The organism is Sphaerisporangium sp. NPDC049002, assembly GCF_040649355.1.
Taxonomy (GTDB): domain Bacteria; phylum Actinomycetota; class Actinomycetes; order Streptosporangiales; family Streptosporangiaceae; genus Sphaerisporangium.
This window is the reverse complement of the sequence record NZ_JBEZFH010000009.1, coordinates 43,755-69,463: the sequence shown is the minus strand read 5'-3', so window position 1 is coordinate 69,463 and position 25,709 is coordinate 43,755. Positions and strand designations below refer to the sequence as shown.

Genomic DNA, 25,709 nt, shown 5'->3' with positions numbered 1-25,709 from the left:
GGCAGCTACCGCTTATATAAGTCAACTCTTAAAGATCAGCGTCTGACACACGTGTAGGCGCCATAGATCGACTGGTGGTAGGCGGTGTCGACGATCTCGAAGCCTGCCGCCTCCAGCATGGGTTCGAGCAGCCAGCGGAAGGTGCTGTGTTCGGTGCGGAGATGCTCGGCGTAGTCCCCGCGCGTGTAGCCACGCTCCGGATCGTCGGCCGCGCCGTCGAGCCAGCGGTCGAGGATCTCGTCCGCCTCGGCGGGCTGGAAGTCGAAGATCAGGTCGTGCAGGCGCAGGACGCCGCCCGGTCGCAGCATCCGGGCGACGCGGTCGAGCGCGACCGCCTTCCAGAAGTCCGGGAGCTGGTGGAGCGCGTGGCGCGTGTAGACCGCGTCCGCCGGCGGGCCTGAGTGGTCGTAGGACAGGAAACCCGCCCGTACGACCTCGACGTTCGAGAGCCCGGCCTCGGCGGCGCGGTCGCGCAGGTGGTTCCCCATCGCCGGGGAGATGTCCACCGCCACGACGCGCCGGAACCGCCGCGCGGCGGCCAGGCTGAACCGGCCCGTCCCGGCGCCGAGGTCCACGACGGTCGCCGCCTCGCCCACGCCGTGCTCGCCCAGCACGGCGAGATCCCCGGCGGGGTCGGGCCGGCCCTGCTTGCGGTCGAACCCGGCGACGAAGCCGGGGTCGAGATGCTCGGGTCCCGCATGCGCATGCTCGTCAAGAGCCCATTCCTTCGACATCGCCCGATCGTCACACGCTTGCCGGGAAGGTCGCACTTGCTTTTCGGTTCGCCCCGCGCGTCGACACCGCCCCGTGCGGGAGGAGACCAGGGGTCAGTGGTGGCCGGTCTCCTCCCGGGGGTCAGCGGTAGCCGGTGACGTCGGCGGGCTTGCCTTCGTCGACCACCTCGGCGAGGTACCGCCAGGCGTCGGGACGGCTCCCGTCCACGTCGGTGAAGCCGTGGATCTGAGCGAGCTGCCCGCTGGACAGCGAACGCCCGTTCCACCGGGCGACGTCGGGGTCGCCGGCGAGGGCGGCGACCGCCCGTCCGACGTAGGCGGGCGTCTCGGAGATCGCGAAGTGGGGGTCGCGCTCGGCCCCGTCGCGCCAGTTCTCCTCGGTGACTCCGAAGTGCTCCAGCATCAGCTCCGAGCGCAGCCACCCCGGGGTGAGCGCGACGGCGGTGCAGCCGTACGGCCGCAGTTCCTCGCCCTGGCCGAACGCCAGCCGGATCACCGAGGTCTTGGCGAGATCGTAGAAGGCCGACAGCCGGTAGTGCCTCTCGTTGTACTCGGCGACGCCGTCGGTGACCTCGACCAGCAGCCCGCCCGGCCGCCTGATCAGCAGCGGCAGCAGGTAGTGGCCGGTGATGAGGTGGGTGTCGATCGCGAGCCGCAGCAGGCGCAGGCCCGCGTCGAGGTCGTGCTCCCAGAGTTTGGAGTGCCATTCGAAGAGCGACTCCGAGCCCCAGATGTTGTTCACCAGCACGTCGAGCCGGCCCTGTTCCCGGTCGATGCGCTCGGCCAGCGCCTTGACCTGGTCCTGTTCCAGGTGGTCGACCTGGATCGCGATCGCCGTCCCCCCGGCGGAGGTGATCAGCTCGGCGGTCTCCTCGATCGTCTCCGGCCGGTTCATCTCCGAGCGCCGCTCCCGCGTGGTGCGTCCGGTGACGTACACCGTGGCGCCCGCCGCGCCCAGCTCCCTCGCGATCCCCCGGCCGGCGCCGCGCGTGGCCCCGGCGACCAGCGCGACCTTTCCCGTGAGTGGTTCCCGTGTGGATGTCATGGACGAGATGCTGCCAGGGAGGTCCGACAGTCTGTGGCCGCCTTTTCGGCGGTTCGGGCGCCCGTGATCGGGCGGCGAGGCGGTCATCTTCACATCAAAGCTTTGCGGTCAGCAGGGACGATCGGTGCGCGGAGGACGTGGGTTCCAAAACGGCCGGGGCATAACCTGACTTATGTCGACTCGTGTGCCGTGCACGCTGATCCGGTACCCGGTGTCGCTGTGAGGCACTGGTGAGCGGGATGGCATCTAGCATCTCGAAGCGGCGGCGGGTGCGCAGGCTGCCCGCCGAGGTGACAAGCTTCGTCGGACGTCGGCAGGAAGTGGCGGACGTCAAGTCGCTGTTGTCCAGGTCCCGGCTGGTGACCCTCACGGGGGTCGGCGGAGTCGGGAAGACCCGGCTGGCCACCCGGGTGGCCGCCGACGTGCAGCGGGCGTTCCCCGACGGCGTGTGCCTCGTCGAGCTGGCCCCCCTGACCGATCCGGAACTGATCGCCCACGCCCTGACGGAAGTCCTCGGAATCGAGGAGAAGCCCGCACTGTCCCCCGTGGAGTCGGTCAGCGAGTACCTGGGCGACAAGAAGGCGCTCGTCATCCTGGACAACTGCGAGCACCTGCTGCACGACTGCGCGATCCTCGCGGAGGAGCTCCTCGCCTCCTCGCCCGAGCTGCGGATCATCGCCACCAGCAGGCAGCCGCTGAGGATCAGTGGCGAGCAGACGCTGGCCGTCCTGCCGCTGCCGGTCCCCGACTCGGCCACGGCCAGGCTGTCGACGGACGCGCTGGCCAAGGTCGACGCCGTACGGCTGTTCGCGGAGCGGGCCGAGGCGGTCCTGCCGGACTTCTCGGTCAGCGAGGCCAACAGGGACGCCGTGGAGCGGATCTGCCGGCGGCTGGACGGCATCCCGCTGGCCATCGAGCTCGCGGCCGTACGGCTGCGCGCGCTCTCGGTCCAGCAGTTGCTCGACTGGCTGGACGACCGGTTCCGGCTGCTCACGGCGGGATCGCGAACGGGGGCGCGCCGCCACCAGACGCTGCGGGCGCTGGTCGACTGGAGCTACGAGCTGTGTACAGAGGCCGAGCGCCTGATGTGGGCCCGCACCTCGGTCTTCTGCGGCGGGCTCGACCTTGAGGCCGCCGAGGAGGTGTGCTCCGGCGACGGCATCGCCCGTGAGGACGTCATCGACCTGGTGATCGGGCTGGTGGAGAAGTCCGTGCTGGTCCGCGAGGAGCATCCGTCGGGGGTCCGTTACCGGCTGCTGGAGACCATCCGCCAGTACGGCAAGGACCGGCTGGCCGAGTCGGGCGAGGAGGAGGCGCTGTGGCGGCGCCACCGCGTCTACTACCGCGAACTGGCGGCCAAGGCCCGCGATCAGCTCTTCACAAGATCGCAGGTGGAGTGGCTCGTACGGTTGCGGCTGGAACACGCCAACCTGCGGGTCGCCCTGCGCTCCGGCTTCGAGCAGGGGGAGGCCGAGGAGGGTCTGCGGGCGGTCACCGACCTGCTGTACCACTGGAAGACCAGCCACCACGTCAACGAGGGCCGCCGCCTTTTCGGGCAGGGGCTGTCCCTGGTCACCCGGCCCAGCGACGTGCGGGCACGGGCACTGTGCGGCGCCGGCTGGCTGGCGATCCTGGAGGGGGACATCCCCCCGGCCCTGGAGATGCTGGAGGAGAGCCAGACGCTGGGGGAGCGGCTGAGGCTCGACTCGGTCCTCGCCTATGTCGCGCTCTACTCGGGCATGGCCGCCATGTACCAGGGAGACATCGAGCCGGCGATCAAGCTGTTCGAGGAGGCGCTGGCCGCCTGCCGGGCCGCCGGGGACGAGGTGGGAGACGTGATCGCCCTGACCCGGCTCTCCCTCGCCTACTCCTACGAAGGCGACTTCGAACGGGCCGTCGCCGCCGGCGAGGAGGCGCTCCGTACGTGCGAGGCACGAGGGGATCTCTGGCACCGGGCCTACGCGATGATGGCGCTCGCGATCGAGAGATGGCGTGAGGGCGACGCGGACCGTGCCGCGTGCCTGGCGAAGGAGAGCCTGCGGTTCGACAGTTCGCTCCACGACTGGCAGGGCATGGGGATCAACCTGGAGGTCCTGGCCTGGATCGCCGCCGGAGTGGGCGACTTCGACAGGGCGGCCCGGCTGTTCGGGGTCCTGCGGGGCGTCTGGCAGACGGTCGGCGTGCCGATGGCCGGGTTCGGGCATCTGACCAGCTACCACGACGAATGCGGACGCCGCGTCCACCAGGCCCTCGGAGAGCCCGCGTACAAGGCCGCGATGCAGCGGGGCGCCAGGCTCTCCCTCGACGAGGCGCTCGCCTACGCCCTGGAGGACAGCACGCCCGCCGCCCCCTGCGCCGACGGCGGCGCTCGTCCCTCGCCGCTCACCCGCAGGGAGACGGAGATCGCCCGGCTCGTCGCCCGGGGGCTGAGCAACAAGGAGATCGCCGCGACGCTGATCATCGCCCAGCGCACGGCGGAGGGGCACATCGAGCACATCCTGAGCAAGCTCGGCTTCCACTCCCGCGCGCAGGTCGCGGTCTGGGCCGCCGAGCAGAGCCGGGGCGGGGACGGTGGGGACGACGGCCCGGGGGACCCGGGAAAAGAGAAGGACGACGGGCCGGCTCCCGGCCGGAGGCAGCGGAACGCCGGGGTCGACCGATAGCGGGCAATCGGGCCGACCCCGGCGTCACCGGGGGAGGGGGAGCGGGCCCGGAGGCCCGGCAGGGGGGAGACCTTGGCCGCCGGTCCGGGATCCGGGTACCGGGAGAACAGGCCTCGTTTCCGTATCCAGTACGGCGTTCAGTAGGGCAGGGCGCGGCCTGACGGGGTCCGCAGATCCTGGGTTTCGCAGATGGCACGTCTCCGAGGCCTGCCGACGAGGACGCGACGCGTGGCCTGGGGTCGCCGCCGGGGTCCGGCAAAGGCCGGTCCGGCCCATCCGGGCCGAGGCCGGCCGTCCTGACCGGCGGCGTCACTCATCGTCGCCGCCGTCCCCGGCCGGGCAGGCCGTCTCGAACCAGACGATCTTGCCCGCGGGCACGCGGTAGCTGCCCCAGGACTTGGAAAGCGCCTCCATGAGGAACATCCCCCGGCCGCCCTCGTCACCCTCGTGGGCGTGGCACACCTGGGGGAGGGCGGGATTGGTGTCCTGGACCTCGCAGCGCAGGGTGCCGTGGTTCATGGAGACGGTCATGACCGCTCCCCAGGAATGGCGCATCGCGTTGGTGACGACCTCGCTGACGAGCAGTTCGAAGATGTCACCCTCCTCGCCGACGCCCCATTCGGCCAGCTGGCGGCGCACCCGTCCCCGGGTCTTCGGAACGGTGGCCGGGTCGGGGAGGAGCACCCATGACGCCCGCGTCGCCCGGTGCCGGGCGGGCCCGATGCGGAGGGCCGCCGGCGCGTAAGCGCTCGTCCGGGGCGGTGAGGCGACCTGCGTGATCATCTTCATGCCGCCCTTCCGTAGGCCTCGGCACCATAAGCGAAACGATGGACCGGGGGGATGCTTCGTCCGTCAGGCAGGAGCTCGCCCGTGTCGTCGAAGACCACCACGCCGTTGCACAGCAACCCCCACCCCTGCTCGGGGTGAGACGCCACAAGACAGGCCGCTTCGTGGTCGACGGCGGTCGCGGGCGGGCACTGAGGCTGGTGTTGACACATGGCTTGCACCTGAATCCGATTGATCTTCTCGTCAGCTCGTTCTCTTTACCAACACGTCGAGCATCTCCCGACGGGCCCATACCTAGTAACGGGACAACTACCCCTATCACTACCCATTCATCACGAATGGGTACCCAGTCTTTACCTTGGGTGGGCGTCCGAGTGACCTGGTCCGATCCGGGCAGGTGGAGGCGGTGCTTCGCGGTGGGCGTTGACATGGCTCCGGGGCGATGCTTCTATTCGTTAGAAAACTTTCCTAACGATCCCCGAAGGTGCCCCCGCCTTCGGCCAGACCGCCGGAAACTCCTGGTCATGTGAGCCCCGCACTGCCTGTGTCCTGGGCGGTTTCGTCGTGCGCGGCCCCGTCCGGAGTGGCGGGAACGGAGAGACAGGTGCAGATCCCCCCGGTCAGGCAGTCCCCCCGACGAGCCGTCCTTCTCGTCCCCGCGCTAGCCGTGGCACTGGTCCCGGCTCTCGTGAGCGGAGCGGGCGCCGCCCACGCGTCGGACTCGGCGCTCTCGGCCCGCGTGTCCATGGTGGCCGCGTCGGTCGACCTCACTGATCCGCACAAGAAGGACATCGCCATGCAGCTGGTGTCGAGCGCGGAGAACTCCTCGCTCGACTGGAAGGCCCAGTACAAGTACATCGAGGACATCGACGACGGCCGCGGGTACACGGCCGGGATCATCGGCTTCTGCTCGGGGACCGGCGACATGCTTGACCTCGTCGAGCTGTACGCCAAGAACAAGCCGGGCAATGTCCTCGCCAAGTACCTTCCGGCGCTGCGCAAGGTCAACGGCAGCGACTCGCACAGCGGGCTCGACCCGAACTTCACCAAGGACTGGGCGACCGCCGCCAAGGACACGGTCTTCCAGCAGGCGCAGAACTCCGAGCGTGACAGGGTCTACTTCAACCCGGCGGTCCAGCAGGCCAAGGCGGACGGGCTGCGCGCCCTCGGCCAGTTCATCTACTACGACGCCATCGTCATGCACGGCCCCGGCGACGACAGCGTCAGCTTCGGCGGCATCCGCAAGACGGCCATGAAGAAGGCCAAGACCCCCGCCCAGGGTGGCAACGAGACGACGTACCTCAACGCCTTCCTCGACGCGCGCAAGGCGGCGATGAAGACCGAAGAGGCGCACAGCGACACCAGCAGGGTGGACACCGAGCAGCGGGTCTTCCTCAAGGCCGGCAACCTCGACCTGAACCCGCCCCTGACCTGGAAGGTGTACGGCGACAGCTACACGATCAAGAGCTGATACGCCCGCTACGCCGCAGGGCCCCCTCTGGATGGTCTCAGAGGGGGCCCCGTCACGCCGGGCGCCGGTTACAAGGCCTGGAGGCCCTGGATCACCTCCCGCAGGAGGCGTTCCTCCGGCAGCTGGGAGATGGTCGCCGGAGGCCGTACGGTCACGAGCCTCTGGTCGCGCAGGTCGCCCAGCAGGACACGGACGACGCCGAGCGACAGGCCGCTCTCGGACGCCAGGTCGACCACCGACATCGGCTTCCCGCACATGCGCAGGACGCGCAGGTGCTCGGGGCCGAGTCCCGCGGCGGGCCTGGCGCCGGCGACGGCCCTGACGATCGCGACCATGTCGAACGCGGGACCCGAGGGCCGGGTGCGGCCGCGTGTGACGGTGTAGGGGCGGATGAGAGGCCCTGCCTCCTGGTCGAGCCAGCGTTCACCACCGTCGGTCATGGCGTGTCCCCCTCCCCTTCATGCGCGCGCTCCCAGCCTGCCCGGAACGAGGAGAACATGTCGGAAGAGGGCTGGAGCGGAGCGTCCAGGGGATCTTCCATCGGGTCGCTCATCGGGCCCGCCATATGCCTGGGCGTGCGCTCGGCGGCACCGCCACCAGGCGGGGCCGCGTCGCGGAGCTGGGGAGCGAGGTTCGCCTGGCGCACCCGGTGCGGCAGCCCGGCCCCACGGACTCCGTCACGCCCGTTGCCGTTCGCGTTCCCGGGTCCGGTCCCGGCGTTCCCCGTCCCGCCGCCGTTCCCGTTCAGGTACCCGTGACCGTTGCCGTTCGTGTGGCCGTTTCCGTTGGTCACGGCGCCGGTGAGGAGCCCGAGCCCGTTGCCGTTGGCGTGCCCGTTCGCGAAACCCGCCTCCACGGCGCTGATCCGCTCCACGGAGTACTCGTCAGGCCCCGGCTCGGCCGGGCTCACCAGGCCCTCGGGAACGAGCACGATCGCCGTCGTGCCGCCGTACGGGGACGGGCGCAGCGAGACGCGGATGTCGCGACGGGCGGCCAGGCGGCCGACGACGAACAGGCCCAGCCGGTCGCTGTCGGCGAGGTCGAACTCCGGCGGATCGGCCAGTCTCTGGTTGATCTGCTCCATCTCCTCGGGGCTCATGCCGAGCCCCCGGTCCTCGATCTCGATCACGAAGCCCCTGGCCACCAGCTCGCCACGGATCTCGACGTGGGTGTGCGGGGGCGAGAACATCGTCGCGTTCTCCACCAGCTCGGCGAGCAGGTGGATGACGTCGGTGGCCGAGGAGCCGCACAGCGCCATTTTCTCCGGTACGGCGACGTGGACGCGCAGGTAGTCCTCGACCTCCTCCACCGCCGCGCGGACGACATCGTACAGCGGCACCGGCGTGCGCCACCCGCGCCCGGGGACGGCCCCGGAGAGGATGATCAGACCCTCGGCGTGCCGCCGCATGCGCGTGGTGAGGTGGTCGAGGCCGAAGAGCTCGTCGAGCAACTCGGGGTCGGTCACCCTCTGCTCCATGCCGTCGAGCATCGACAGCTGCCGGTGGAGCAGTGACTGGTTGCGGCGCGCCAGGTTGAGGAACACCTTGCTGACGCCCTTGCGGATCTCGGCCTGCCCGACGGCGGCCTCGATAGCGGTGGTCCGCACGGAGGTGAACGCCTGGCTGACGATCGCGATCTCCTGGGTGGTCCCGGTGGGGATCGGAGGGGTCTCGGAGGCCACGTCGACGTCCTCGCCCTGCCGGAGCCTTCGCACGATCGAGGGCAGCTTCTGGTTCGCGAGATCCAGCGCGGCGTACTGCAGCGTGACCAGCTCGGCGGTGATGAGCCGGCCGAAGCGGACCGAGATGTACAGCGACACGGCGACCGCGACGAGCCCGAGCCCGGCGGCGAGGGCGATCTGCCACAGGATGGTCGCGACGAGGGGCAGGGCCCGGTCGGCGATCTTCTTGGACGCGACGCCCGCCTGCCTGTCGAAGGTCAGGTTGAGGTTCTGGAGGGTCGACCCCCAGGTCACCGCCGCGCCGGGCAGGGACCTGCCGGGCCGTACGTCCTGCGTGACCTGGTCCTCGATCGAGGCGTACTTGGCGAAGAGGGGGGAGTTCTGCAGCGTGAGGTACGGCTGGCGCAGCTCCTCGTCGAGTCGCTGGAAGCCCATGTCGTACAGGAGGCGGCGCTTGATCACCATGGCGGTGAAGGCGGTGCGCTCCTCGCCGCTGATCGAGCCGGACGCGACCGCGCCCGCGAGCAGCGCCGACTGCTCGCTCATGAGCTCGCGGCTGCGTCCGATGAGGACGATGGCCCGCGTGGGCTCCCCCTGGGCGTCGGAGGCGAGCGCCAGTTTGTCGTAGACGCGGCCGATGGAGTCGGTGATCAGCCGGTAGGCGTCCAGGGTCAGCAGCCGGGTGAAGCTCCCTGAGTCGACCCGTGCCCGGATCTCCGGGAGCCGCCGGGCGACCGTGACCAGCTCGGTGACGCGCTGCAGGAGCGGGGCGCTGGTGACCTTCCGGACGTCATCGGCGAGCGCCAGCCTTTCGAGCGTGGCACGTGCCTGGTCGGTCCTGGCCCGCTGGGCGTCAAGCTCGCCGCGGTCGGAGGCGCGCGATCCCAGAGCCAGCAGGGAGAGGTAACGCTCCTGCTCGACCTCCGTCATCAGCGCACGTGCGGGAACGATCGTGTTGTCGAAGACGGTGCTGACCGTGAGGAGGTCGAGACCGTTCTGGATGGTGATCGTCGCGGCGAAAGCCCAGATCCCCACGAGGGATACCAGCGGTACCAGCACCAGGCTCAGGATCTTGAACTTGATGGACCTCTTACGCCCGCCCATGTGACCTCGCAGGGGAGCCGCATCGTTACACGCGGGTTATTGGTGGCGAAACAGTACCAATGAGGATCACGGGGAACCAGGGCTCTCTAACAACAAAACGGCCCCATTCCAAGGGGAAACGGCAGATTCCTTGCCAAATTTTGTCTAGTTGTCAGACAATATGGCCATGACAGGTGAATCAGGGACCTCTCTCACGTCCGGGGGTCCGGCCGCCCGTACGTCCGCCGGAGGTCCCGCCGTGCGTACGGCCGGGGGTCCCGCCGCCGTGGTCGCCGCCGCCGTCCTGTGGGGAACCGCCGGCACGGCGGGGACGCTCGCGCTGAGGGGGGCGGCCGATCCAGTGGCGCTCGCGGCGGCCCGGCTGGTCATCGGGGGCCTCGTCCTCGCCGTGGCGGCGGGCCCGGCCGCGTGGGGCCTCCTCGCCAGGGGGCGTCCGCTGCCGCTGGTCGCGGGGGCGGGGGCCGTGGCCGCGTACCAGCTCTGCTACTTCGCCGCCGTCGGGCGCACCGGGGTCGCGGTCGGGACCGTGGTGGCCATCGGGAGCGGACCGGCCTTCACCGGCCTGCTGTCGTGGCTGTACGACCGCGGGCGGCCGGGCCGCCGCTGGACCCTCGCGACCGCCGCCGCGGTCGCGGGCTGCGCGGCGCTGGTGTCGGGAGGAGAGGCGGTCGGCGTCGATCCCGTCGGCGTGCTGCTCGCGCTGGCGGGCGGGCTGCTCTACGGCTTCTACGCGGTGACCGCCGCGCGGGCGATCGGCGGCGGCGCGCCGTCCGGCGCGGTGATGGGCGTGATGTTCGGCGGCGCGGCGGCGGTCATGCTGCCGATCCTGCTCTGGAGGGGCACGGCGTGGCTGGGCGAGCCGCGAGGGCTGCTCACCGCCCTCTATCTGGGCCTCGCCACGACGGCGCTCTCCTATTTCCTCTATGGCAGGGGACTGCGGACGACCCCGGTGGCGAAGGCGGCCACCCTGGCCTTGGCGGAGCCCGCCGCGGCGGCCCTGCTCGGCCTGGTCGTCCTGCACGAGCGGCTCACCGCGGTGTCCTGGGCGGGGCTCGCCCTGCTCGGCGCCGGCCTGGTGCTGGTCGCCCTCCCCGAGCGGACCGGGCCGCCGTCCGCCCGCGGTACCCCGTCCGATGCGCCCTCCGGCGATGAGAAGGCACAATCGTCGGCGTGAAACTGCACCCCGTCTCGACGGTCGACGCGCTCGCGGGAGCCCTGCGACGGCGCGTGCTCTCGGGGGAGATCGCCCCCGGCACGGCCCTGCCCGAACAGGAGCTGACGTCCCTGTACGGCGTGGCGCGCCCGACCGTCCGCGAAGCCCTGGCCGTGCTGGTCCACGAGGGGCTCCTGCGGCGCGAGCGCAACCGCAGCGCGTACGTGCCCGAGGTGACCACCCGCGACCTGGACGACCTCATGTACGTCCGGCGCCCGCTTGAGGACCTCATGGCCGAAAGGCTGGCGGGCCGCCGGGTGGCTTCGGCCGACGGGGCGCTGACCCGCATGGCGGCGCTTCCGGCGGACGCGCCGTGGGCGGACGTCGTCGCCGAGCACATGGCGCTTCACGAGGAACTGATCCTCGCCGTGGGGAGCCCCCGGCTCGAACGCCTCTACGCGGTGCTGGCGGCGGAGACGCGGCTCGGCCTCGTACGGCTGCGCGCCGTGTACCCCGACAGGGAAACGCTGGTCGCCGAGCACCGCGACCTTCTCGACGCCATCGCGCGAGGCCCGTCCGACGCGGCGCGGCGGGCCGTGGCGGCCCATTTGGATCACACCTGGGGTGCTGATTAGCGACTTCCCTTGCAGGAAGTGCTCGTAAGTCGTCACAATCGCGCCCATGCACGGCAACTCAGTGCCGGATTCGTATGTCTACGTAACCGAAGAGGGCGTAACCCGCCACTACGCCGACGGCAGTGTCGAGGCCCTCGCGTGGGAGGACGTCGTCGAGGTTCGCGTCGGCGGTGTCACGCAATCCGACATCCTGATCGTCCTGCTCGACCGCGACGGACAGGGTTGTGTGGTGCCGCGCTCCGCGACCGACGCGACCTTCCTGGCGAGGCTGCGCTACCTGCCCGAATTCGACCTCGACCGGCTGAGCGAGGCGTTCACGGCCGCCACCCTCAGCTATGTGGTCGTGTGGCGCAGCCCCGACCCGCCGTCGCCGCTGCCGGACCTCGAATACGACTGAGCCGCCGTCGGTCCTTCCTGGCTTCCGTGGCGGCCGGCTCCCGCGCGGAAGCGGCCGACCCCCTCGGTCATCTGGCCGCGCAGCGAGATCATGCCGTGCCGCAGTTCGTTGCGCAGGGCCTCCTCCTCGGTGAGCCCCTCCTGCTCCAGAGCCGACAGGCGGTCCTGCCGCAGGCAATCCTGGGGAAGCTCGGAAAGCGAGCGGGCGAGCTCCTCGGCACGCTCCCGCGCCTCCCCTGGCGGCACGACCCTGTCCACCAGGCCCATCTGCCGCGCCTCCTCGGCGCCCACGGCCCGGCCGGTGAGGATCAGGTCCATGGCCCGTCCCGCTCCGATGAGGCGCGGCAGCCGTACGGTGCCGCCGTCGACGAGGGGCACGCCCCAGCGGCGGCAGAACACCCCGAAGGTCGCGTCCCGCGCGGCCACCCGGAGGTCACACCAGATCGCCAGCTCCAGCCCGCCCGCCACCGCGTACCCCTCGACGGCGGCGATCACGGGTTTGGAGAGGCGCATGCGGGTGGGGCCCATCGGCCCGTCCCCTTCCTCCTCCACGCGGTTGCCGCGCTCGGTGCCGATCGCGTGCAGGTCCGCGCCGGAACAGAATGTGCCGCCGTCGCCCCACAACACGGCCACGGCGGCGTCGGAGGCCTCGAAATCCCGGAACGCGTCCGCGAGGGCTTTCGCCGTCGGCCCGTCCACCGCGTTGCGCACCTCGGGACGGGACAGGACGACGGTCGTGACCAGGCCGGATCGCTCTACATGGATGCCAGACATGTGCTGAATGTAGCTGGACGGTCGCTGCCTACACGGTTTTGGACCGTTCCGTCAAGGACTGGCGTTCCCTGGTACGAGGCCTATTGTGGCCATTGCCCGGCTATTTCGCTCGTTAATAACGATCTTTAGTATTTGAACGGGTACCCGCGCTCGTGATGTTTCCGGGTTGTGTGTCAACCAAAGAGACGCAACGGCCGTCTGTTATCTGCACGGTCTGGCAGGAGCAGGTCAGTGGTAGGGGTAGGTAGGCATGAGGGTGGGGTTGGAGGAGCGCGGTGCCGCGCTTCTCGAAACGGGCCCGCTGACGGCGTCCAGCATTTGGACGCGCTCCTATATGCGGGCTCTTCTCGCGGGCGACATGGCATGCGCCATGATCGCGTGCGAGGCGGTAATGGGGTTCAGGCTCTGGGTGGGCGCCTTCATCCCCTGGTCGGAGTTGCTGTTCGGGTTCGGCCTCGGACTCGCCTGGCCCGGCGCCATGGCACTGGCCGGGGTCTACCGTGAGAGGAGCCACGGAGAGGGAAGCGAGGAGTTCCGCGCGGTCTTCGACGGCGGGGTGGGGCTGACGGCCGCCGTGGCGATCGGCGCCTATGCCACCCAGACCATGATCGCGCGCAGCTACGTCATGGCGATGCTGCCGCTCGCGACGATCCTCACCCTGGTGTTCCGCCACCGCATGCGAAAGCGCCTGCACCGGCGCCGCGCCGAGGGCGAGTATCTGCGCCGCGTGCTGGCCGTCGGTCACAGGACCGCCGTGCTCGACCTGGTGATGCAGTTCCGGCGCCAGCCGTACCACGGCATGCGGGTCGTGGCGGCGTGCCTGCCGCCCGGGCAGTTCCCGGGCAACGGGCTCGACGTCGACGGCATCCCGGTCTACGGCGACTTCGGCGACGTCGCGGCCGTGGCCGACAAGGTCTCGGCGGACGCGGTGGCCGTGCTGGCCTGCCCCGAGCTGGACGGCGCCGCGCTGCGCCGCCTCGCGTGGAGCATCGAGAGCAAGGGCACCGAGCTGTTCGTCGCCCCCGCGCTCATGGACGTCGCCGGCCCCCGTACGAGCATCCGCCCGGTCGCGGGGATGCCGCTGCTCCACGTCGAGCACCCCGAGTTCGACGGGACGCGCCAGGTCGTCAAGAGCTTGTTCGACCGGCTCGTGGCGACGGCCGTGCTGACCGTGCTCGCGATCCCCATGCTGGTGATCGCGGTGCTGGTCAGGACCACCAGCCCGGGTCCCGCGCTGTTCAAGCAGACCCGGGTGGGCCGCGACGGGCGCGAGTTCAGGGTCTTCAAGTTCCGCACGATGGTGCGGAACGCCGAGAAGCTGAAACTCGACCTCGTCGAGGACAACGAGTTCGACGGCGTGCTCTTCAAGATGAGGAACGATCCACGGATCACCCGTGTGGGCGGTTTTTTGCGGCGTTACTCCCTTGACGAGCTGCCGCAGCTGCTCAACGTCCTACGCGGTGAGATGTCGCTGGTCGGGCCGCGCCCGCCGCTTCCCGACGAGGTCGCGCAGTACGGCACCGACGTGCGCCGGCGGCTCGTGGTCAAGCCGGGCATGACAGGTCTGTGGCAGGTGAGCGGCCGGTCCGACCTGTCGTGGGAGGAGTCGGTACGGCTCGACCTGCGCTACGTCGAGAACTGGTCCCTCATCCTCGACCTGCAGATCCTGTGGAAGACCTGGTCCGCCGTCACCCGTGGCGGAGGGGCTTACTAGTGAAGGCGCTCGTGCTCGCCGGCGGGTCCGGCACACGGCTCCGGCCCATCACCCACACCTCCGCCAAGCAACTGGTGCCGGTGGCCAACAAGCCCGTGCTGTTCTACGGCCTGGAGGCCATCGCGGCGGCGGGCATCAGCGAGGTCGGCATGGTGGTCGGCGACACCCACGCGGAGATCGAGGGCGCCGTCGGCGACGGGTCGGCGTTCGGCCTGGAGGTGACCTACCTGCGGCAGGAGGCGCCGCTCGGGCTGGCCCACGCGGTGCTGATCGCCCGCGACTACCTTGGCGAGGATGACTTCGTCATGTACCTCGGCGACAACTTCATCGTCGGCGGCATCGAGCCGCTGGTGAGGCGGTTCCACGAGGAGCGTCCCTCGGCCCAGATCATGCTCACCCGCGTCGCCGACCCCCGGCAGTTTGGGGTGGCGGAGCTGGACGCCGCCGGGCGGGTGGTCGGGCTGGAAGAGAAACCCCATTCGCCCAAGAGCGACCTCGCGCTGGTCGGGGTCTACCTCTTCACTCCCGCGGTTCACGAGGGGGTCTCCGCGCTCAAGCCCTCCTGGCGCGGCGAGCTGGAGATCACCGACGCGATCCAGTGGCTTCTCGACGCCGGGCACCGGGTGGACTCCACCCTCATCTCCGGCTACTGGAAGGACACCGGCAACGTCACCGACATGCTGGAGGTGAACAGGATTCTCCTGGAGGAACTGGACCAGAGGCTCGACGGCACGGTGGACGACGCCAGCGAGATCATCGGCAGGGTCGTCGTCGAGGCGGGGGCCGAGGTCGCCCGCTCGCGCATCGTCGGGCCGGTCGTCATCGGCGCAGGCGCCGTGGTGAGGGACTCCTACATCGGGCCCTTCACCTCCGTGGCGGAGGACTGTCACGTAGTGGACAGCGAGATCGAGTACTCGATTCTGCTGCGGCGTGCGTCCATTCACGGGGTTCGCCGGATCGAGGCGTCCCTGATCGGGCATGACGTCGAGGTCACGCCCGCTCCCAACACACCCAGAGCCCACCGGCTGGTGCTCGGCGATCACAGCAAGGTGCAGATCAGCTCATGAGGATTCTCGTAACCGGCGGCGCCGGTTTCATCGGGTCGCACTATGTCCGCACGCTGCTCTCGGGAGGCTATCCGGCGTTCGCAGGAGCGAGCGTCACGGTGCTGGACCTGCTCACGTACGCCGGAAATCTCGCCAACCTGGAGCCCGTCGAGGGGCGCTACGACCTCGTGCACGGTGACATCTGCGACGCCGCGCTGCTCTCCAAGGTCGTTCCAGGCCACGACGTGGTCGTCAACTTCGCCGCCGAGTCGCACGTCGACCGGTCGATCGACGGTCCCGCCGCCTTCGTGCGCACCAATGTGCTCGGCGCGCAGACGGTGCTGCAGGCCTGTCTGGAGGCGGGCGTGCCGAAGGTGGTCCACGTGTCCACCGACGAGGTCTACGGGACCATCGACGAGGGCTCGTGGGCCGAGGACGCCCCCCTCCAGCCCCGCTCGCCGTACGCCGCCGCCAAGGCGGGCAGCGATCTGATCGCCCGGGCCTACGCCGTCACCCACGGCCTGCCGGTGTCGATCACCCGCTGCGGCAACAACTACGGGCCGTACCAGTTCCCCGAGAAGGTCGTCCCGCTCTTCGTGACTAACATTCTCGAAGGCCTGAAAGTCCCGCTTTATGGTGATGGCGGCAACGTGCGCGACTGGGTCCACGTCGACGACCACTGCCGGGGCATCCAGCTCGTGGCGGAGCGGGGCGAGCCGGGCGAGGTCTACCACATCGCCGGCACGGCCGAGCTGACCAACCTGGAGCTCACCCAGCGCATCCTCGACGAGCTCGACGCCGACTGGAGCGCGGTCGAGCCCGTGCCCGACCGCAAGGGGCACGACCGGCGCTACTCCCTGGACGATTCCAAGCTGCGGAGCATGGGGTACGCCCCGGGCACGGGCTTCGACGAGGGCATCGCCGCCACCGTCCGGTGGTACGTCGACAACCCCACCTGGTGGAAGCACCTCAAGGGTGATCAGTGAACCGGCTGCTGGTCACCGGCGCCGCCGGCATGCTCGGAAGCGCACTGGTGGCCGAGCTGGCGAACGACCCCGCCTCGCCGGACGTCCTGCCGTACGGCCGTGACCGCCTCGACCTGCGCTATCCCGACGGTGTGCGCGAGGTCGTCAGGCAGGAGAAGCCGGACGTCGTGGTCAACTGCGCCGCCTGGACGGCCGTGGACGACGCCGAGGAGCACGAGGCCGACGCCCTCGCGGTCAACGGCGGCGGCGTGCGCGCCCTTGCCACCGCCTGCGCCGAGGTGGGCGCCCGCCTGTTCCACATCTCCACCGACTACGTCTTCGACGGGACGGCGAGCGCGCCGTACGCCGAGGACGCCCCGACGCGGCCGGTCAACGCCTACGGGCGCGGCAAGCTCGCCGGCGAGCGGGCCGTACTCGGGCTGCTCCCCGAAGCCGGGTACGTCGTGCGGTCCGCCTGGCTCTACGGCGCGTCAGGGAAGAACTTCGTCCAGACGATGATCGCCTTGGAGGGCGGTCGCGAGACCGTCGGCGTGGTGGACGACCAGCTCGGCCAGCCGACGTGGACCACCGACCTCGCCGCTCAGCTCTTACGGCTGGCGCGTGCCGACGCGCCTCCCGGCGTCTATCACGGCACCAGTTCCGGCCAGGTGACGTGGTACGGCCTGGCCCGCGAGATCTTCAGGCTCCTCGGCGCCGATCCCGGCCGGGTGAGGCCCGTCGGCAGCGCGGACTTCGCCCGCCCGGCGGCCAGACCCGCCTACAGCGTGCTCGGCCACGACCGATGGGCCCTCGCGGGCATGCCCCCGATCCGCCACTGGCGCGACGCGCTCCACGAGGCATGGCCCTCCATGGTCGGAGGCCCGGCCTGATGTACCTGTCGGAGACGCGCCGGGCCGACTCCCAGAAGCGGCCGTCGCCGGGCGCATCGGGCGAGGACGGCGGATCCCCGCCGAGCGGAGGCGAGGGGCCCCACGGCCGGGGCTCGGGCGGGGTGGGACGCGTCCTCACGGGCAACGTCGTCGCGCTCGGGGCGGTCAGCCTGTTCACCGACGTCTCCTCGGAGATGGTGACGGCGATCCTGCCGCTCTACCTGATCTACCAGCTCGGGCTCAGCCCGATGCAGTTCGGCTTCCTGGACGGCGTCTACACCGGGGCGACGGCCGTGCTCCGGCTCGTGGGCGGGCACGTCGCCGACCGCTTCCGCCGCCGCAAGCTGGTGGCGGGCGTCGGGTACGGCCTGTCGGCCGTCTGCAAGCTCGGTTACGTGCTCGTGGGCCGTTCCGTGCCGCTGATCGGCCTGGTGATCGGCCTCGACCGGGCGGGCAAGGGGCTGCGCACCGCTCCCCGGGACGCGATGATCTCGCTGAGCGCCCCGCCGGAGGCGCAGGGCCGCGCCTTCGGGCTGCACCGCGCCATGGACACCGCCGGCGCGCTCATGGGCCCGCTCGCCGCCTTCGGCGTGGTGGCGGCCGTCGGCAGCGCCAACGACTACGACCCGGTGTTCGTGGTGAGCTGCTGCGTGGCCATGGTGGGCGTGCTCATCATGGTCCTTTTCGTCCACGAGCCTGGCGGCCCGGCGGGCGGACGTACACCGCCCGCGGCGGGTGAGGATTCAGGGTCCGACGGGGGCGCTTCACGGGGCGACGGGGGCGGGGCTTCACGGGCCGACGGGAGTGGGCCTTCACGGGCCGCCGGGGGTGGGCCTTCACGGGCCGGTGGGCGTGAGCGGCCGAAGGTGTCGCTGCGGGGGGCGCTGGAACTGCTCAGGGAGAGGCCGTTCCGCCGCGTGCTCTTCGCGATGCTGCCGCTGTCGCTCGCGACCATCAGCGACTCCTTCCTGTACTTCATGTTGCAGAGCAGGCTCGACATCGAGGCGAGCTGGCTTCCCCTGTTCCCCGTCGGCGTCTCGGCCGCCTACCTCGTCGCCGCCGTGCCGTTCGGGCGGCTGGCCGACCGGGTGGGGCGTTCCACGGTCGTGATCGGCGGATACGTCGCCCTGCTCGCCTGTTACGCGCTGCTCCTGCTCCCGCCCGGTCCTGCGGTCCTCGTCGCGGCGCTGGTGCTGCGCGGCCTGTCGTACGCTTCCACCGACGGAGTGGTCAGCGCGCTCGCGGGGCCCCTGCTGCCGGAGGAGCGGCGGGCCACGGGGCTCGCGGTCGTGCAGACCGGCCAGGCGCTCGGCGCGATGGCCGCCTCGTGGGTCTTCGGCGTGCTGTGGACGGCGCGCGGGCCGCAGGCCGCCGTGGTCGCGATGGCGGCGGGCCTCGGCGTCGCGCTCGCCGTCGCCGTTCCTCTGCTGAGAAGGGCACGCGCGTGAAGCTGTCTGTGATCATCGTCACCTACCGCAGCGCCGGGTACATCGCCCGCTGTCTCGCGGCGGTGGAGAGCGCGGCCAAGGCCACGGACGCCGAGGTGATCGTCGTCGACAACAACTCCCCGGACGACACGGTGGAGGTGGCGAGGGCCGCCGCGCCGTGGGCCAGGGTCGTCGCCCGTGGTGTGAACGGCGGGTTCGCCGAGGGATGCGTGGCCGGAGCGGAGGTGGCGGCGGGCCGGTACCTCGTCTTCGTGAACCCCGACGCGGAGGTCTGGCCCGAGGCGTTCACGCGGTTGCTGGAGTGCGCGGAGCGCCATCCCCGGGCGGGGATCGTCGGCGGGCGCTGCGTCACCGAGACGGGCGAGAACGACCCCCGTTCCTGGTGGGGGAGGCCCACGCCGTGGTCGGTGTTCTGCTTCGCCTCGGGCCTGTCCACGGTCTTCCCGGGCCGCGCGCTGTTCGACCCCGAGTCCCCGACGACCTGGACCGGTGAGCGACGGGTGCCCATCGTCACCGGGGCGATGATGCTCGTCGCCCGCGACGTCTGGGACGAGGTGGGCGGGTTCGACACCGCGATCTTCATGTACGGGGAGGACGCCGACCTGTGCCTGCGGGCCGGGGCCGCCGGTTACCGGCCGATGGTGACAGACCGCGCCGTGTTCGTGCATCCCGGAGGCATGTCCTCCTCCAGCCTGAACAAGCTGGTGCTGCTGTTCACCGGAAAGATCACGGTGATCCGGCGCCACTTCCCGCGCGGCCTGCGCGGACTGGGCGCCGCCATGCTGCTGTTCGGCGTCTGGCTCAGGGCGGCGCTCAGTCGTCGCGTGGCACCTCCGGACACCGATCGGCAGGGCCGTCCCACGGCCGAGCGCGGCGACTGGGCCGAGCTGTGGGCCGCCCGCGGCAGGTGGCGCGGTGGCTGGGATGCCTGAAAACCATGACAATGCCGTCTTCTACTGATCACAAGTTTGGGGGGTGAGCGATGACTCGCCATGAGGGTCGTCTCGGTGCGCTCGCCGAAATCGACGCACCCGCGGCCGCGCTCGTCGACCGCATGGTCGACCTGTCGGTCCGCGGGCTTCCTCCCGGTTACGCCAACGGTGAGTTCGTCTTCACCAGGCGCGGCAGGCGCGGCGACGACGGGCGCTGGACGGCCGTCCCCGAGGGGCGGAGCGTGCGCTACAGCGCCATCGTGGCCCTCGGCGTGGCCACCCTGCCGGAGGGCACGCAGCGAGCCGCCCTGGCGGGGGACACCGTCGTCGATCTGGTCGGAAACCTGATCAAGGGGCTTCCCGACATCGCCAACCTCGGCGACGTGGCCCTCATCACGTGGGCGGCGGCCGAGACCGGCCACCCGGAGCTCGACAGGGGCCTCCACCGGCTGGCGGAGCTCGAAGGCGCGCTGAACACGGGCGACCCGGTTTACACGGTCGAGGCGTCGTGGGCGCTGGCCGCCCTGACCGCCGCGCACCGGGTGCAGGCGGGGGCTCCAGAGCTGGAAAGGCGGCTGGAGCACGCCGGGCAGAGGCTGCTCACCGGCCTGGGGGACGACCGGCTCTACCGGCACGTCCTCGGCCCCGCCTCCTGGTACCGCGCCCACGTCGGCTGCTTCGCTGACCAGGTCTATCCCCTCCAGGCCCTCGCGCGCCTGCACGCCCACACCGGCGACGACGCGGCGCTCAGGGCGGCCGAGCAGATCGCGGCGGGCATCTGCGCGGCGCAGGGGCCGGAGGGCCAGTGGTGGTGGCACTACGACGCCCGTACGGGCGGGGTGGTCGAGGGCTACCCGGTCTACAGCGTCCACCAGCTCTCGATGGCCCCGATGGCCCTGCTCGACCTCGCCGACGCCGGCGGCACCTCCTATATGAAGGACATCGCCCTCGGCCTCCACTGGATGACCTCCAGGCCCGAGATCGACGACGAGCTGATCGTCGAGGAGCTCGACCTGACGTGGCGCAAGGCCGCCAGGGACGACCCGAAGAAGATCGTCCGAGGCGTGCGCGCCGTGGCCACCGCGATCAACCAGGGCTCGCGCATCGGGGTGCTCGACCGCATCTACCCGCCGCTCGCCGTCGACCGCGAGTGCCGCCCGTACGAGCTGGGGTGGCTGCTCTACGCGTGGCTGTTCTCGCTGCCCCGCGACACGCGCGGGAAGCACGGGTGAACGGCGCCGCCCCGCCCCGCAGGGCGCTGCTGGGGCTGTCGCTCGACGCTCTCACCATGGAGCAGACCGTCGCCCGGTGCGTGGCGGCGGTCGACCGACGGGAGAACCTCACCATCGGCGTGGTGAACGCGGCCAAGGCCGTCCGCATGAGCGAGGACGAGCTGCTGCGCGACTCGGTGACCTCGTGCGACCTCGTCGTGGCCGACGGGCAGGCCATCGTGTGGGCCTCCCGGTTCCTCGGCCGTCCGCTGCCCGAGCGGGTCGCAGGCATCGACCTGTTCACCTCCCTGATGGAGGAGGGCGCGAGGCGGTCGTACCGCGCGTACTTCCTCGGGGCCAGGCCCGAGGTGCTCGAACGGGTGGTCGCCGAGGTGCGCGCTCGCTATCCGGGGCTGGAGGTTGCGGGGGCGCGCGACGGCTACTTCACCGACGAGCAGGCCCCCGAGGTGGCGGCGCGCATCGGGGAGGCCAAGCCCGACCTGCTGTTCCTCGGCATGACCTCGCCGAAGAAGGAGATCTTCCTCGCGCGGTTCGCCGAGGACGTCCAGGCAGGGGTGATCCACGGCGTCGGCGGCTCGTTCGACGTCTTCGCTGGAAAGGTGCGCCGGGCCCCCGTCCTGTGGCAGAGGCTCGGCCTGGAGTGGTTCTACCGGTTCCTCCAGGAGCCCCTCCGGCTGGGGCCGCGTTACCTGTCGACCAACACCCGGTTCGCCTGGATGGTGGTGAAGGAGTACGTCCAGGGCCGCAGGCGGGCCTGACAGCTCAGGTCCTGCTGCTCTCGTCCCGCAGCCAGGTCGTGTAGTCCTTCGCCCGCACGGCGCGGCGCGCCCGGGCGCGGGCGGCCACCGTGACGGCGAGGAACACCCCGAGGTGCGGCAGGAGCCAGGGCGCGCGTGCGCCGATGGCGATCAGGTCGCGAAGGCCCGTGCGGGCCTCCTGCCCCGCCATAGGGCCCTGCTCGATCTCCGCGACGACCGTCACGGCGCGCACCCGGCGCCGCATCAGGTCGCCGAGGGTCCTCGGCGGGTGGATGACCGCGTGCGCCGTGCGCACCACCTGCCGCTCGGCGGGCGTGAAGGCGAGCGAGGCCGCGAGGTCGTCGCCCATCACCGGGGGAAGATCCATGATGCGGCGGTTGCCCTCCTCGGACACCGCGATCACGCCCCTGCCGAACAGCCCCTCGCGCACGGCGGGAAGCCTGCTCCACACCGCGTAGTAGGCGCGTACCGTCCACGGGCGGTCGCGCAGCACCAGGGCCCTCTCGGGCGCGGCGGCGAGGCTGCCGCCCAGGAGGGCGTCGCGGAGGGCGCGGACGTCGGCGGTGCCCATCTCGACGTCGCCGTCCACGTAGACGCGGGGATGCGCGCGGGCGGCCTCGTCGCCGAGCCGCAGGGCCTCGCGCTTGGAGGGCACCGGCGTCTCGATCACGGTGACGCCAAAGCCGCGCGCGACCGACGCGGTGTCGTCGTCACAGCCGTTGGCCACGACCACGATGTCGAACTCGCCGGGGGCGGCCTCCTCCAGGAGGCGCGCGAGGAGCCGGCCGACTACGCGGCCCTCGTTGTGCGCCGGGATGATGACGCTCGCGCTTGGCATACTTCCGAAGTATTCACCCTCAATGGGAGCTCCCGATGACCGAACCGCGAATAGCGCCCACCGCCGACGTGGACCCGAGCGCCAAGATCGGCGCGGGCAGCCAGATCTGGCACCTCGCCCAGGTCCGCGAGCAGGCCGTGCTGGGCCAGGGGTGCATCCTCGGGCGGGGCGCCTATGTCGGGCCGGGCGTCCAGATCGGCGACCGGGTCAAGCTACAGAACTACTCCCTGGTGTACGAGCCTGCGGTGCTGGAGGACGGCGTCTTCGTCGGGCCCGCCGCCGTGCTGACCAACGACGTCTACCCTCGCTCGACCGACGTCGACGGCGGGTTGAAGCGTGACGGCGACTGGACCGCCGAGGGCGTGGTCGTACGGGCGGGCGCCTCCATCGGGGCGCGGGCCGTGGTCGTCGCGGGGCGCACGATCGGGCGGCACGCGCTGGTCGCGGCCGGGGCCGTGGTGACCCGGGACGTTCCCGACTTCGCCCTGGTGGCGGGGGTCCCCGCGCGCCGGATCGGCTGGGTCGGCCGCGCGGGCGTGACGTTACGGCAGGACGCGCCCGGCCTGTGGCGCTGCCCCGAGACCGGCGAGACGTACACCGAGATCGACGGCCACCTGAGTGGGCCCGCGTGAACGTCTCGGCGCTGTCCGGGCGCGCGCGGGTCGTGATCCTCGTGGTCGCGGTCCTGCTGTTCGGCGCGGTCGGGGTGGTCTACGTCCTGCGGGCGAGGCCGGAGGTGCAGGCGCCCGAGCGGGCCGCGGCGAGCGCCGGCCCGGCGCTCCGGCAGACCTCCCTGGAGCCGGGCGAGCTTCTCATGGTGCGCGCGGGCGCCTCGCCGGACAGCGGTACGGTCCTCGCGGTGCCCGCGAGCGGAGAGGGGCAGCCGCGCTCCACGGGCCTGCGCTGCAAGCGCTTCTACGCGGCGGCGGGCACCGGACTTTGCCTGCGCGTCACCAACGGCGTGGTCACCAAGTCGGAGGCCATCGTGGTCGACGACCACCTGCGCGAGGTGCGGCGGATCTCGCTCTCGGGCATTCCGAGCAGGGCGCGGGTCTCGGCGAGCGGGCGCATGGCGGCCTGGACCTTCTTCGTGGCGGGTGACTCCTATCTCAGCGTCGGCTTCTCCACGCGCGCGGGCATCCTCGACACCCGTACGGGCACGCTCGTCAAGAGCCTGGAGGACCTGACGCTTGAGAAGGACGGACGCGTCTTCAGGGCACCCGACCTGAACTACTGGGGTGTCACCTTCGCGGCCGACGACAACCGCTTCTACGCAACGGTGTCGAGCGAGGGCAGGACCTACCTGGTGCAGGGCGACTTCGCCGAGCGCCGGATGCGCGTGCTCCGCGAGAACGCCGAGTGCCCGTCGCTCTCACCGGACGGCACTCTTGTGGCGTACAAGAAGAGGATGGGCGGCAGCGGCGATCCGTGGCGGCTGTACACGCTGGACCTGCGATCGGGCCGGGAGACCGCGCTCGCCGAGCCCGCGAACGTGGACGACCAGGTGGCCTGGCTCGACGCGCGCACGGTGATGTACAGCAGGCTGCGGGGCGACAGCTCGGACGTGTGGACGGTGCCCTCCGACGGCTCGGGACGTCCGCGGCTCCTGCTGCGGGACGCCTACTCGCCCGCCGCGACGTGAGCCTGGTCCGGTCAGGGGGCGACGGGCTCGCCGGTGGTCTCCCACACGTTGCCCTCGAAGCGGTTGCCCTTGCCCTTGGTGTCGAAGTAGGTCAGGGGCCCCCAGAAGCCGCCCTTCGGGAACAGGCGCCGGGTGAAGACGTTGCCGATGATCCGGATATCGGTGGGAGTGCCGAACTTGCCGGCCCCGCCGTAGATCGCGTAGCCACCGCCGCCGAGCAGGTTGCGCTCGATGAGCACGTCGTGTGCCCTGCTGAAGTCCTGATAGATCGAGATGGCGGAGGTCTGGGCGATCTGGTTGAGGATGGTGTTGTGGCGGATCGTCAGGGTCAGGCCCTTCTGGGGAGACCCGTTGATCTGGGGCCCGGTCACGTGGTCGCCGGGATACTCCTTGAAGTCGTGCATGTAGGAGTCCTCGATGAGACCGTGGTCGGTGCCCACGGAGTTCGAGACGGTGTGGATGTTCGCGCGCCGCACCGTGATGTCGCCACCCTGGTTCAGCACGCCCCACTGCGCCTTGACGACGCCGTCGCCGGAGATCTCGCAGTCCTCGACGACCGCGCCGGAAGCGCCCTCCGCCTGGATGATCGACCAGTCGCCCTCGCCGATCACCCGCACGTTGCGGACCGTCACGTTGTCAGCCTTGATGTTGAGCTTGCCGTGCACTTCGAGGTTCTCGACGACGGCCCCCGGTTTCATGACGGTGACCTCGCCGACCTTCTTGAGCGGGCTCCCGGGCCGCACCCCCGTGGTCGCGGCGGAGGGGAAGCCGTTGTTCTCCGGGGAGGGCCGGACCTCGGGCTGGGGAGTGTGCCCGGGGATGGGCTCGCGCCCGTCGTCCGCCGTGCCGCTCGCGCCGCAGCCGGCCGCGGCAACGCCGCCGATCACGAGGGAGACGACGAGCGGGGCACAACGGCGCGGCAGCGATGAGGACACCGAAAGCTCCAGGTCATAGGTCTTCGGAACGCTCCACAGCGGGCTCGCGGGAAGCGCTGTCACCTTTCGTGGATCTCAACTACAGATTGGTGCCGGCCCCGACGCGGGACGGCCGTGCTCGTCTCACAGGGCCTGGAGAGGCCGTCGGGCGTGGTGCGGGTGACGTGCCGGGCGAGCCGCCACTGCGGTCACGGGTGAGGGACATGGCCACGACCGACATCAGGACGGTGATGAGGCCGATGCCCACGGTGGCACGGCTCTTCTGGAGGCCCTGCCGCTCCGGTCCGATGATGCCGCCGATGGGCTCATACTTGATCATCACCCGCCCCGTGGCTCCCGCCGAGGTCTGCAGGCGCTGGAGTTTCTGGGTGAGAAGTTGGAGCGCCAGGTTGAGCGTGTCGATCGACTCTTTGGGGTTGTCGGACAGGGCCTGCATGGAGGCGTACGGCTGGCCGTACACCGGGAGCTCCTCGTTGCCCCAGTGCGCCACCGCGTAGTGGAAGGAGGCGGTGCCTCCCATGGAGCGGAGCCGCTCCTGGGTGCTGGGGTTGTCGAAGAAACGGGCCGTGGCCAGGGCCATATAGATGTGGTTGTCGGTGAAGTGGTCGTAGACCTCACCTTGAAAGTGGTTGGTCTTGGTTATGAAGGCGACCGTGACCGAACTCTGGTAAAGAGGTGACCTATAACGGACCCACAGCACCGCACAGGCGGCGACCAGGAAGATCAGCGCCAGGCAGCAGCTCCGCACAACCACTCGCCTTCGCACCGACACATCGTGGCACAGGCGTATGGAGTTTTGGGACGGGCCTGGTAAAGAAAGCACTCAGAGGAAACACTTGAGGGCGATGACAACGCGCCGATGTGTTC

The 25,709-nt window shown here is 70.7% G+C and carries 25 protein-coding genes; 15 read left to right on the top strand and 10 right to left on the bottom strand.

Annotation, left to right across the window (positions count from 1 at the left end; translation table 11 throughout):
• Positions 1–35: 35 nt before the first annotated feature.
• Together AB0B89_RS03970 and AB0B89_RS03965 are read right to left on the bottom strand one after the other, a co-directional pair.
• Positions 36–734, bottom strand: a complete 699-nt coding sequence (locus AB0B89_RS03970) for a class I SAM-dependent methyltransferase (protein ID WP_358547723.1) — start codon at positions 732–734, stop codon at positions 36–38.
• A gap of 121 nt (positions 735–855) precedes the next feature.
• On the bottom strand, positions 856–1,779 hold the full coding sequence (locus AB0B89_RS03965) for an SDR family oxidoreductase (protein WP_358547721.1): 924 nt from the start codon (positions 1,777–1,779) through the stop codon (positions 856–858).
• 239 nt (positions 1,780–2,018) lie between these two features.
• Between AB0B89_RS03965 and AB0B89_RS03960 the strand changes: the two genes are divergently transcribed.
• A complete protein-coding gene (locus tag AB0B89_RS03960; protein ID WP_358547719.1) occupies positions 2,019–4,442 on the top strand; it encodes a LuxR C-terminal-related transcriptional regulator in 2,424 nt (807 codons plus the stop codon).
• A 309-nt stretch (positions 4,443–4,751) separates the two neighbouring features.
• On the opposite strand, the gene AB0B89_RS03955 is transcribed toward AB0B89_RS03960, so the two are convergent.
• Both AB0B89_RS03955 and AB0B89_RS03950 read right to left on the bottom strand, forming a co-directional pair.
• Entirely contained in the window at positions 4,752–5,231 is a 480-nt protein-coding gene (locus AB0B89_RS03955; RefSeq protein WP_358547716.1) for an ATP-binding protein, read from the bottom strand.
• Positions 5,228–5,440, bottom strand: coding sequence for a DUF5999 family protein (locus AB0B89_RS03950; protein ID WP_358547713.1), 213 nt, complete (start codon positions 5,438–5,440; stop codon positions 5,228–5,230). Before AB0B89_RS03950 ends, AB0B89_RS03955 begins: the two co-directional genes overlap by 4 nt.
• 392 nt (positions 5,441–5,832) lie before the next feature.
• Between AB0B89_RS03950 and AB0B89_RS03945 the strand changes: the two genes are divergently transcribed.
• Positions 5,833–6,699 (top strand): chitosanase, encoded by an 867-nt coding sequence (locus AB0B89_RS03945; protein WP_358547710.1) that lies wholly within the window; start codon positions 5,833–5,835, stop codon positions 6,697–6,699.
• 68 nt (positions 6,700–6,767) lie between these two features.
• Here AB0B89_RS03945 and AB0B89_RS03940 read toward each other — a convergent pair whose 3' ends face one another.
• Together AB0B89_RS03940 and AB0B89_RS03935 are read right to left on the bottom strand one after the other, a co-directional pair.
• A complete protein-coding gene (locus tag AB0B89_RS03940; protein ID WP_358547708.1) occupies positions 6,768–7,139 on the bottom strand; it encodes a DUF742 domain-containing protein in 372 nt (123 codons plus the stop codon).
• Entirely contained in the window at positions 7,136–9,484 is a 2,349-nt protein-coding gene (locus tag AB0B89_RS03935) for a nitrate- and nitrite sensing domain-containing protein (RefSeq protein WP_358547705.1), read from the bottom strand. The genes AB0B89_RS03940 and AB0B89_RS03935 overlap by 4 nt, the downstream gene beginning before the upstream one ends.
• 166 nt (positions 9,485–9,650) lie before the next feature.
• On the opposite strand from AB0B89_RS03935, the gene AB0B89_RS03930 reads away from it, so the two are divergent.
• Genes AB0B89_RS03930 through AB0B89_RS03920 form a run of 3 tightly spaced genes read left to right on the top strand, consistent with a single transcriptional unit; the run spans position 9,651 to position 11,669 of the window.
• Positions 9,651–10,658, top strand: coding sequence for an EamA family transporter (locus AB0B89_RS03930; protein WP_358547702.1), 1,008 nt, complete (start codon positions 9,651–9,653; stop codon positions 10,656–10,658).
• Complete coding sequence (locus tag AB0B89_RS03925) at positions 10,655–11,272, top strand: GntR family transcriptional regulator (RefSeq protein WP_358547700.1); 618 nt, start codon at positions 10,655–10,657, stop codon at positions 11,270–11,272. Before AB0B89_RS03930 ends, AB0B89_RS03925 begins: the two co-directional genes overlap by 4 nt.
• Before the next feature lie 46 nt (positions 11,273–11,318).
• Entirely contained in the window at positions 11,319–11,669 is a 351-nt protein-coding gene (locus tag AB0B89_RS03920; RefSeq protein WP_358547697.1) for a hypothetical protein, read from the top strand.
• Here the strand turns inward: AB0B89_RS03920 and AB0B89_RS03915 are convergent.
• Complete coding sequence (locus tag AB0B89_RS03915; protein WP_358547695.1) at positions 11,606–12,442, bottom strand: crotonase/enoyl-CoA hydratase family protein; 837 nt, start codon at positions 12,440–12,442, stop codon at positions 11,606–11,608. The two genes, AB0B89_RS03920 and AB0B89_RS03915, sit on opposite strands and share 64 nt — an antisense overlap.
• A 250-nt stretch (positions 12,443–12,692) precedes the next feature.
• Here AB0B89_RS03915 and AB0B89_RS03910 point away from each other — a divergent pair, with 250 nt between their 5' ends.
• Genes AB0B89_RS03910 through AB0B89_RS03875 form a run of 8 tightly spaced genes read left to right on the top strand, consistent with a single transcriptional unit; the run spans position 12,693 to position 21,427 of the window.
• Complete coding sequence (locus tag AB0B89_RS03910; protein ID WP_358547692.1) at positions 12,693–14,156, top strand: sugar transferase; 1,464 nt, start codon at positions 12,693–12,695, stop codon at positions 14,154–14,156.
• A complete protein-coding gene (locus AB0B89_RS03905) occupies positions 14,156–15,223 on the top strand; it encodes a glucose-1-phosphate thymidylyltransferase (RefSeq protein WP_358547689.1) in 1,068 nt (355 codons plus the stop codon). The genes AB0B89_RS03910 and AB0B89_RS03905 overlap by 1 nt, the downstream gene beginning before the upstream one ends.
• Entirely contained in the window at positions 15,220–16,188 is a 969-nt protein-coding gene (rfbB, locus tag AB0B89_RS03900; RefSeq protein ID WP_358547686.1) for a dTDP-glucose 4,6-dehydratase, read from the top strand. Before AB0B89_RS03905 ends, rfbB begins: the two co-directional genes overlap by 4 nt.
• Positions 16,185–17,057, top strand: a complete 873-nt coding sequence (gene rfbD / locus AB0B89_RS03895; protein ID WP_358547684.1) for a dTDP-4-dehydrorhamnose reductase — start codon at positions 16,185–16,187, stop codon at positions 17,055–17,057. Before rfbB ends, rfbD begins: the two co-directional genes overlap by 4 nt.
• Positions 17,057–18,505, top strand: a complete 1,449-nt coding sequence (locus tag AB0B89_RS03890) for an MFS transporter (protein WP_358547681.1) — start codon at positions 17,057–17,059, stop codon at positions 18,503–18,505. Before rfbD ends, AB0B89_RS03890 begins: the two co-directional genes overlap by 1 nt.
• A complete protein-coding gene (locus AB0B89_RS03885; protein ID WP_358547678.1) occupies positions 18,502–19,437 on the top strand; it encodes a glycosyltransferase family 2 protein in 936 nt (311 codons plus the stop codon). Before AB0B89_RS03890 ends, AB0B89_RS03885 begins: the two co-directional genes overlap by 4 nt.
• A 50-nt stretch (positions 19,438–19,487) precedes the next feature.
• Entirely contained in the window at positions 19,488–20,669 is a 1,182-nt protein-coding gene (locus tag AB0B89_RS03880) for a hypothetical protein (RefSeq protein WP_358547675.1), read from the top strand.
• Entirely contained in the window at positions 20,666–21,427 is a 762-nt protein-coding gene (locus AB0B89_RS03875; protein ID WP_358547672.1) for a WecB/TagA/CpsF family glycosyltransferase, read from the top strand. Before AB0B89_RS03880 ends, AB0B89_RS03875 begins: the two co-directional genes overlap by 4 nt.
• A 4-nt stretch (positions 21,428–21,431) precedes the next feature.
• Here the strand turns inward: AB0B89_RS03875 and AB0B89_RS03870 are convergent, their stop codons facing one another.
• Positions 21,432–22,265, bottom strand: coding sequence for a glycosyltransferase (locus tag AB0B89_RS03870; protein WP_358547669.1), 834 nt, complete (start codon positions 22,263–22,265; stop codon positions 21,432–21,434).
• Positions 22,266–22,300: 35 nt separating this feature from the next.
• Between AB0B89_RS03870 and AB0B89_RS03865 the strand changes: the two genes are divergently transcribed.
• Positions 22,301–22,897 carry an acyltransferase gene (locus AB0B89_RS03865; protein WP_358547666.1) on the top strand — a complete coding sequence of 199 codons (597 nt, stop codon included), beginning with the start codon at positions 22,301–22,303 and terminating at the stop codon, positions 22,895–22,897.
• Positions 22,894–23,907 (top strand): hypothetical protein, encoded by a 1,014-nt coding sequence (locus tag AB0B89_RS03860; protein WP_358547663.1) that lies wholly within the window; start codon positions 22,894–22,896, stop codon positions 23,905–23,907. Before AB0B89_RS03865 ends, AB0B89_RS03860 begins: the two co-directional genes overlap by 4 nt.
• Before the next feature lie 11 nt (positions 23,908–23,918).
• Here AB0B89_RS03860 and AB0B89_RS03855 read toward each other — a convergent pair whose 3' ends face one another.
• Both AB0B89_RS03855 and AB0B89_RS03850 read right to left on the bottom strand, forming a co-directional pair.
• Entirely contained in the window at positions 23,919–24,905 is a 987-nt protein-coding gene (locus tag AB0B89_RS03855; protein ID WP_358547660.1) for a hypothetical protein, read from the bottom strand.
• Positions 24,906–24,921: 16 nt separating this feature from the next.
• Positions 24,922–25,608: a hypothetical protein gene (locus AB0B89_RS03850; RefSeq protein WP_358547657.1), complete on the bottom strand. Its 687-nt coding sequence runs from the start codon at positions 25,606–25,608 to the stop codon at positions 24,922–24,924.
• Positions 25,609–25,709: the final 101 nt, after the last annotated feature.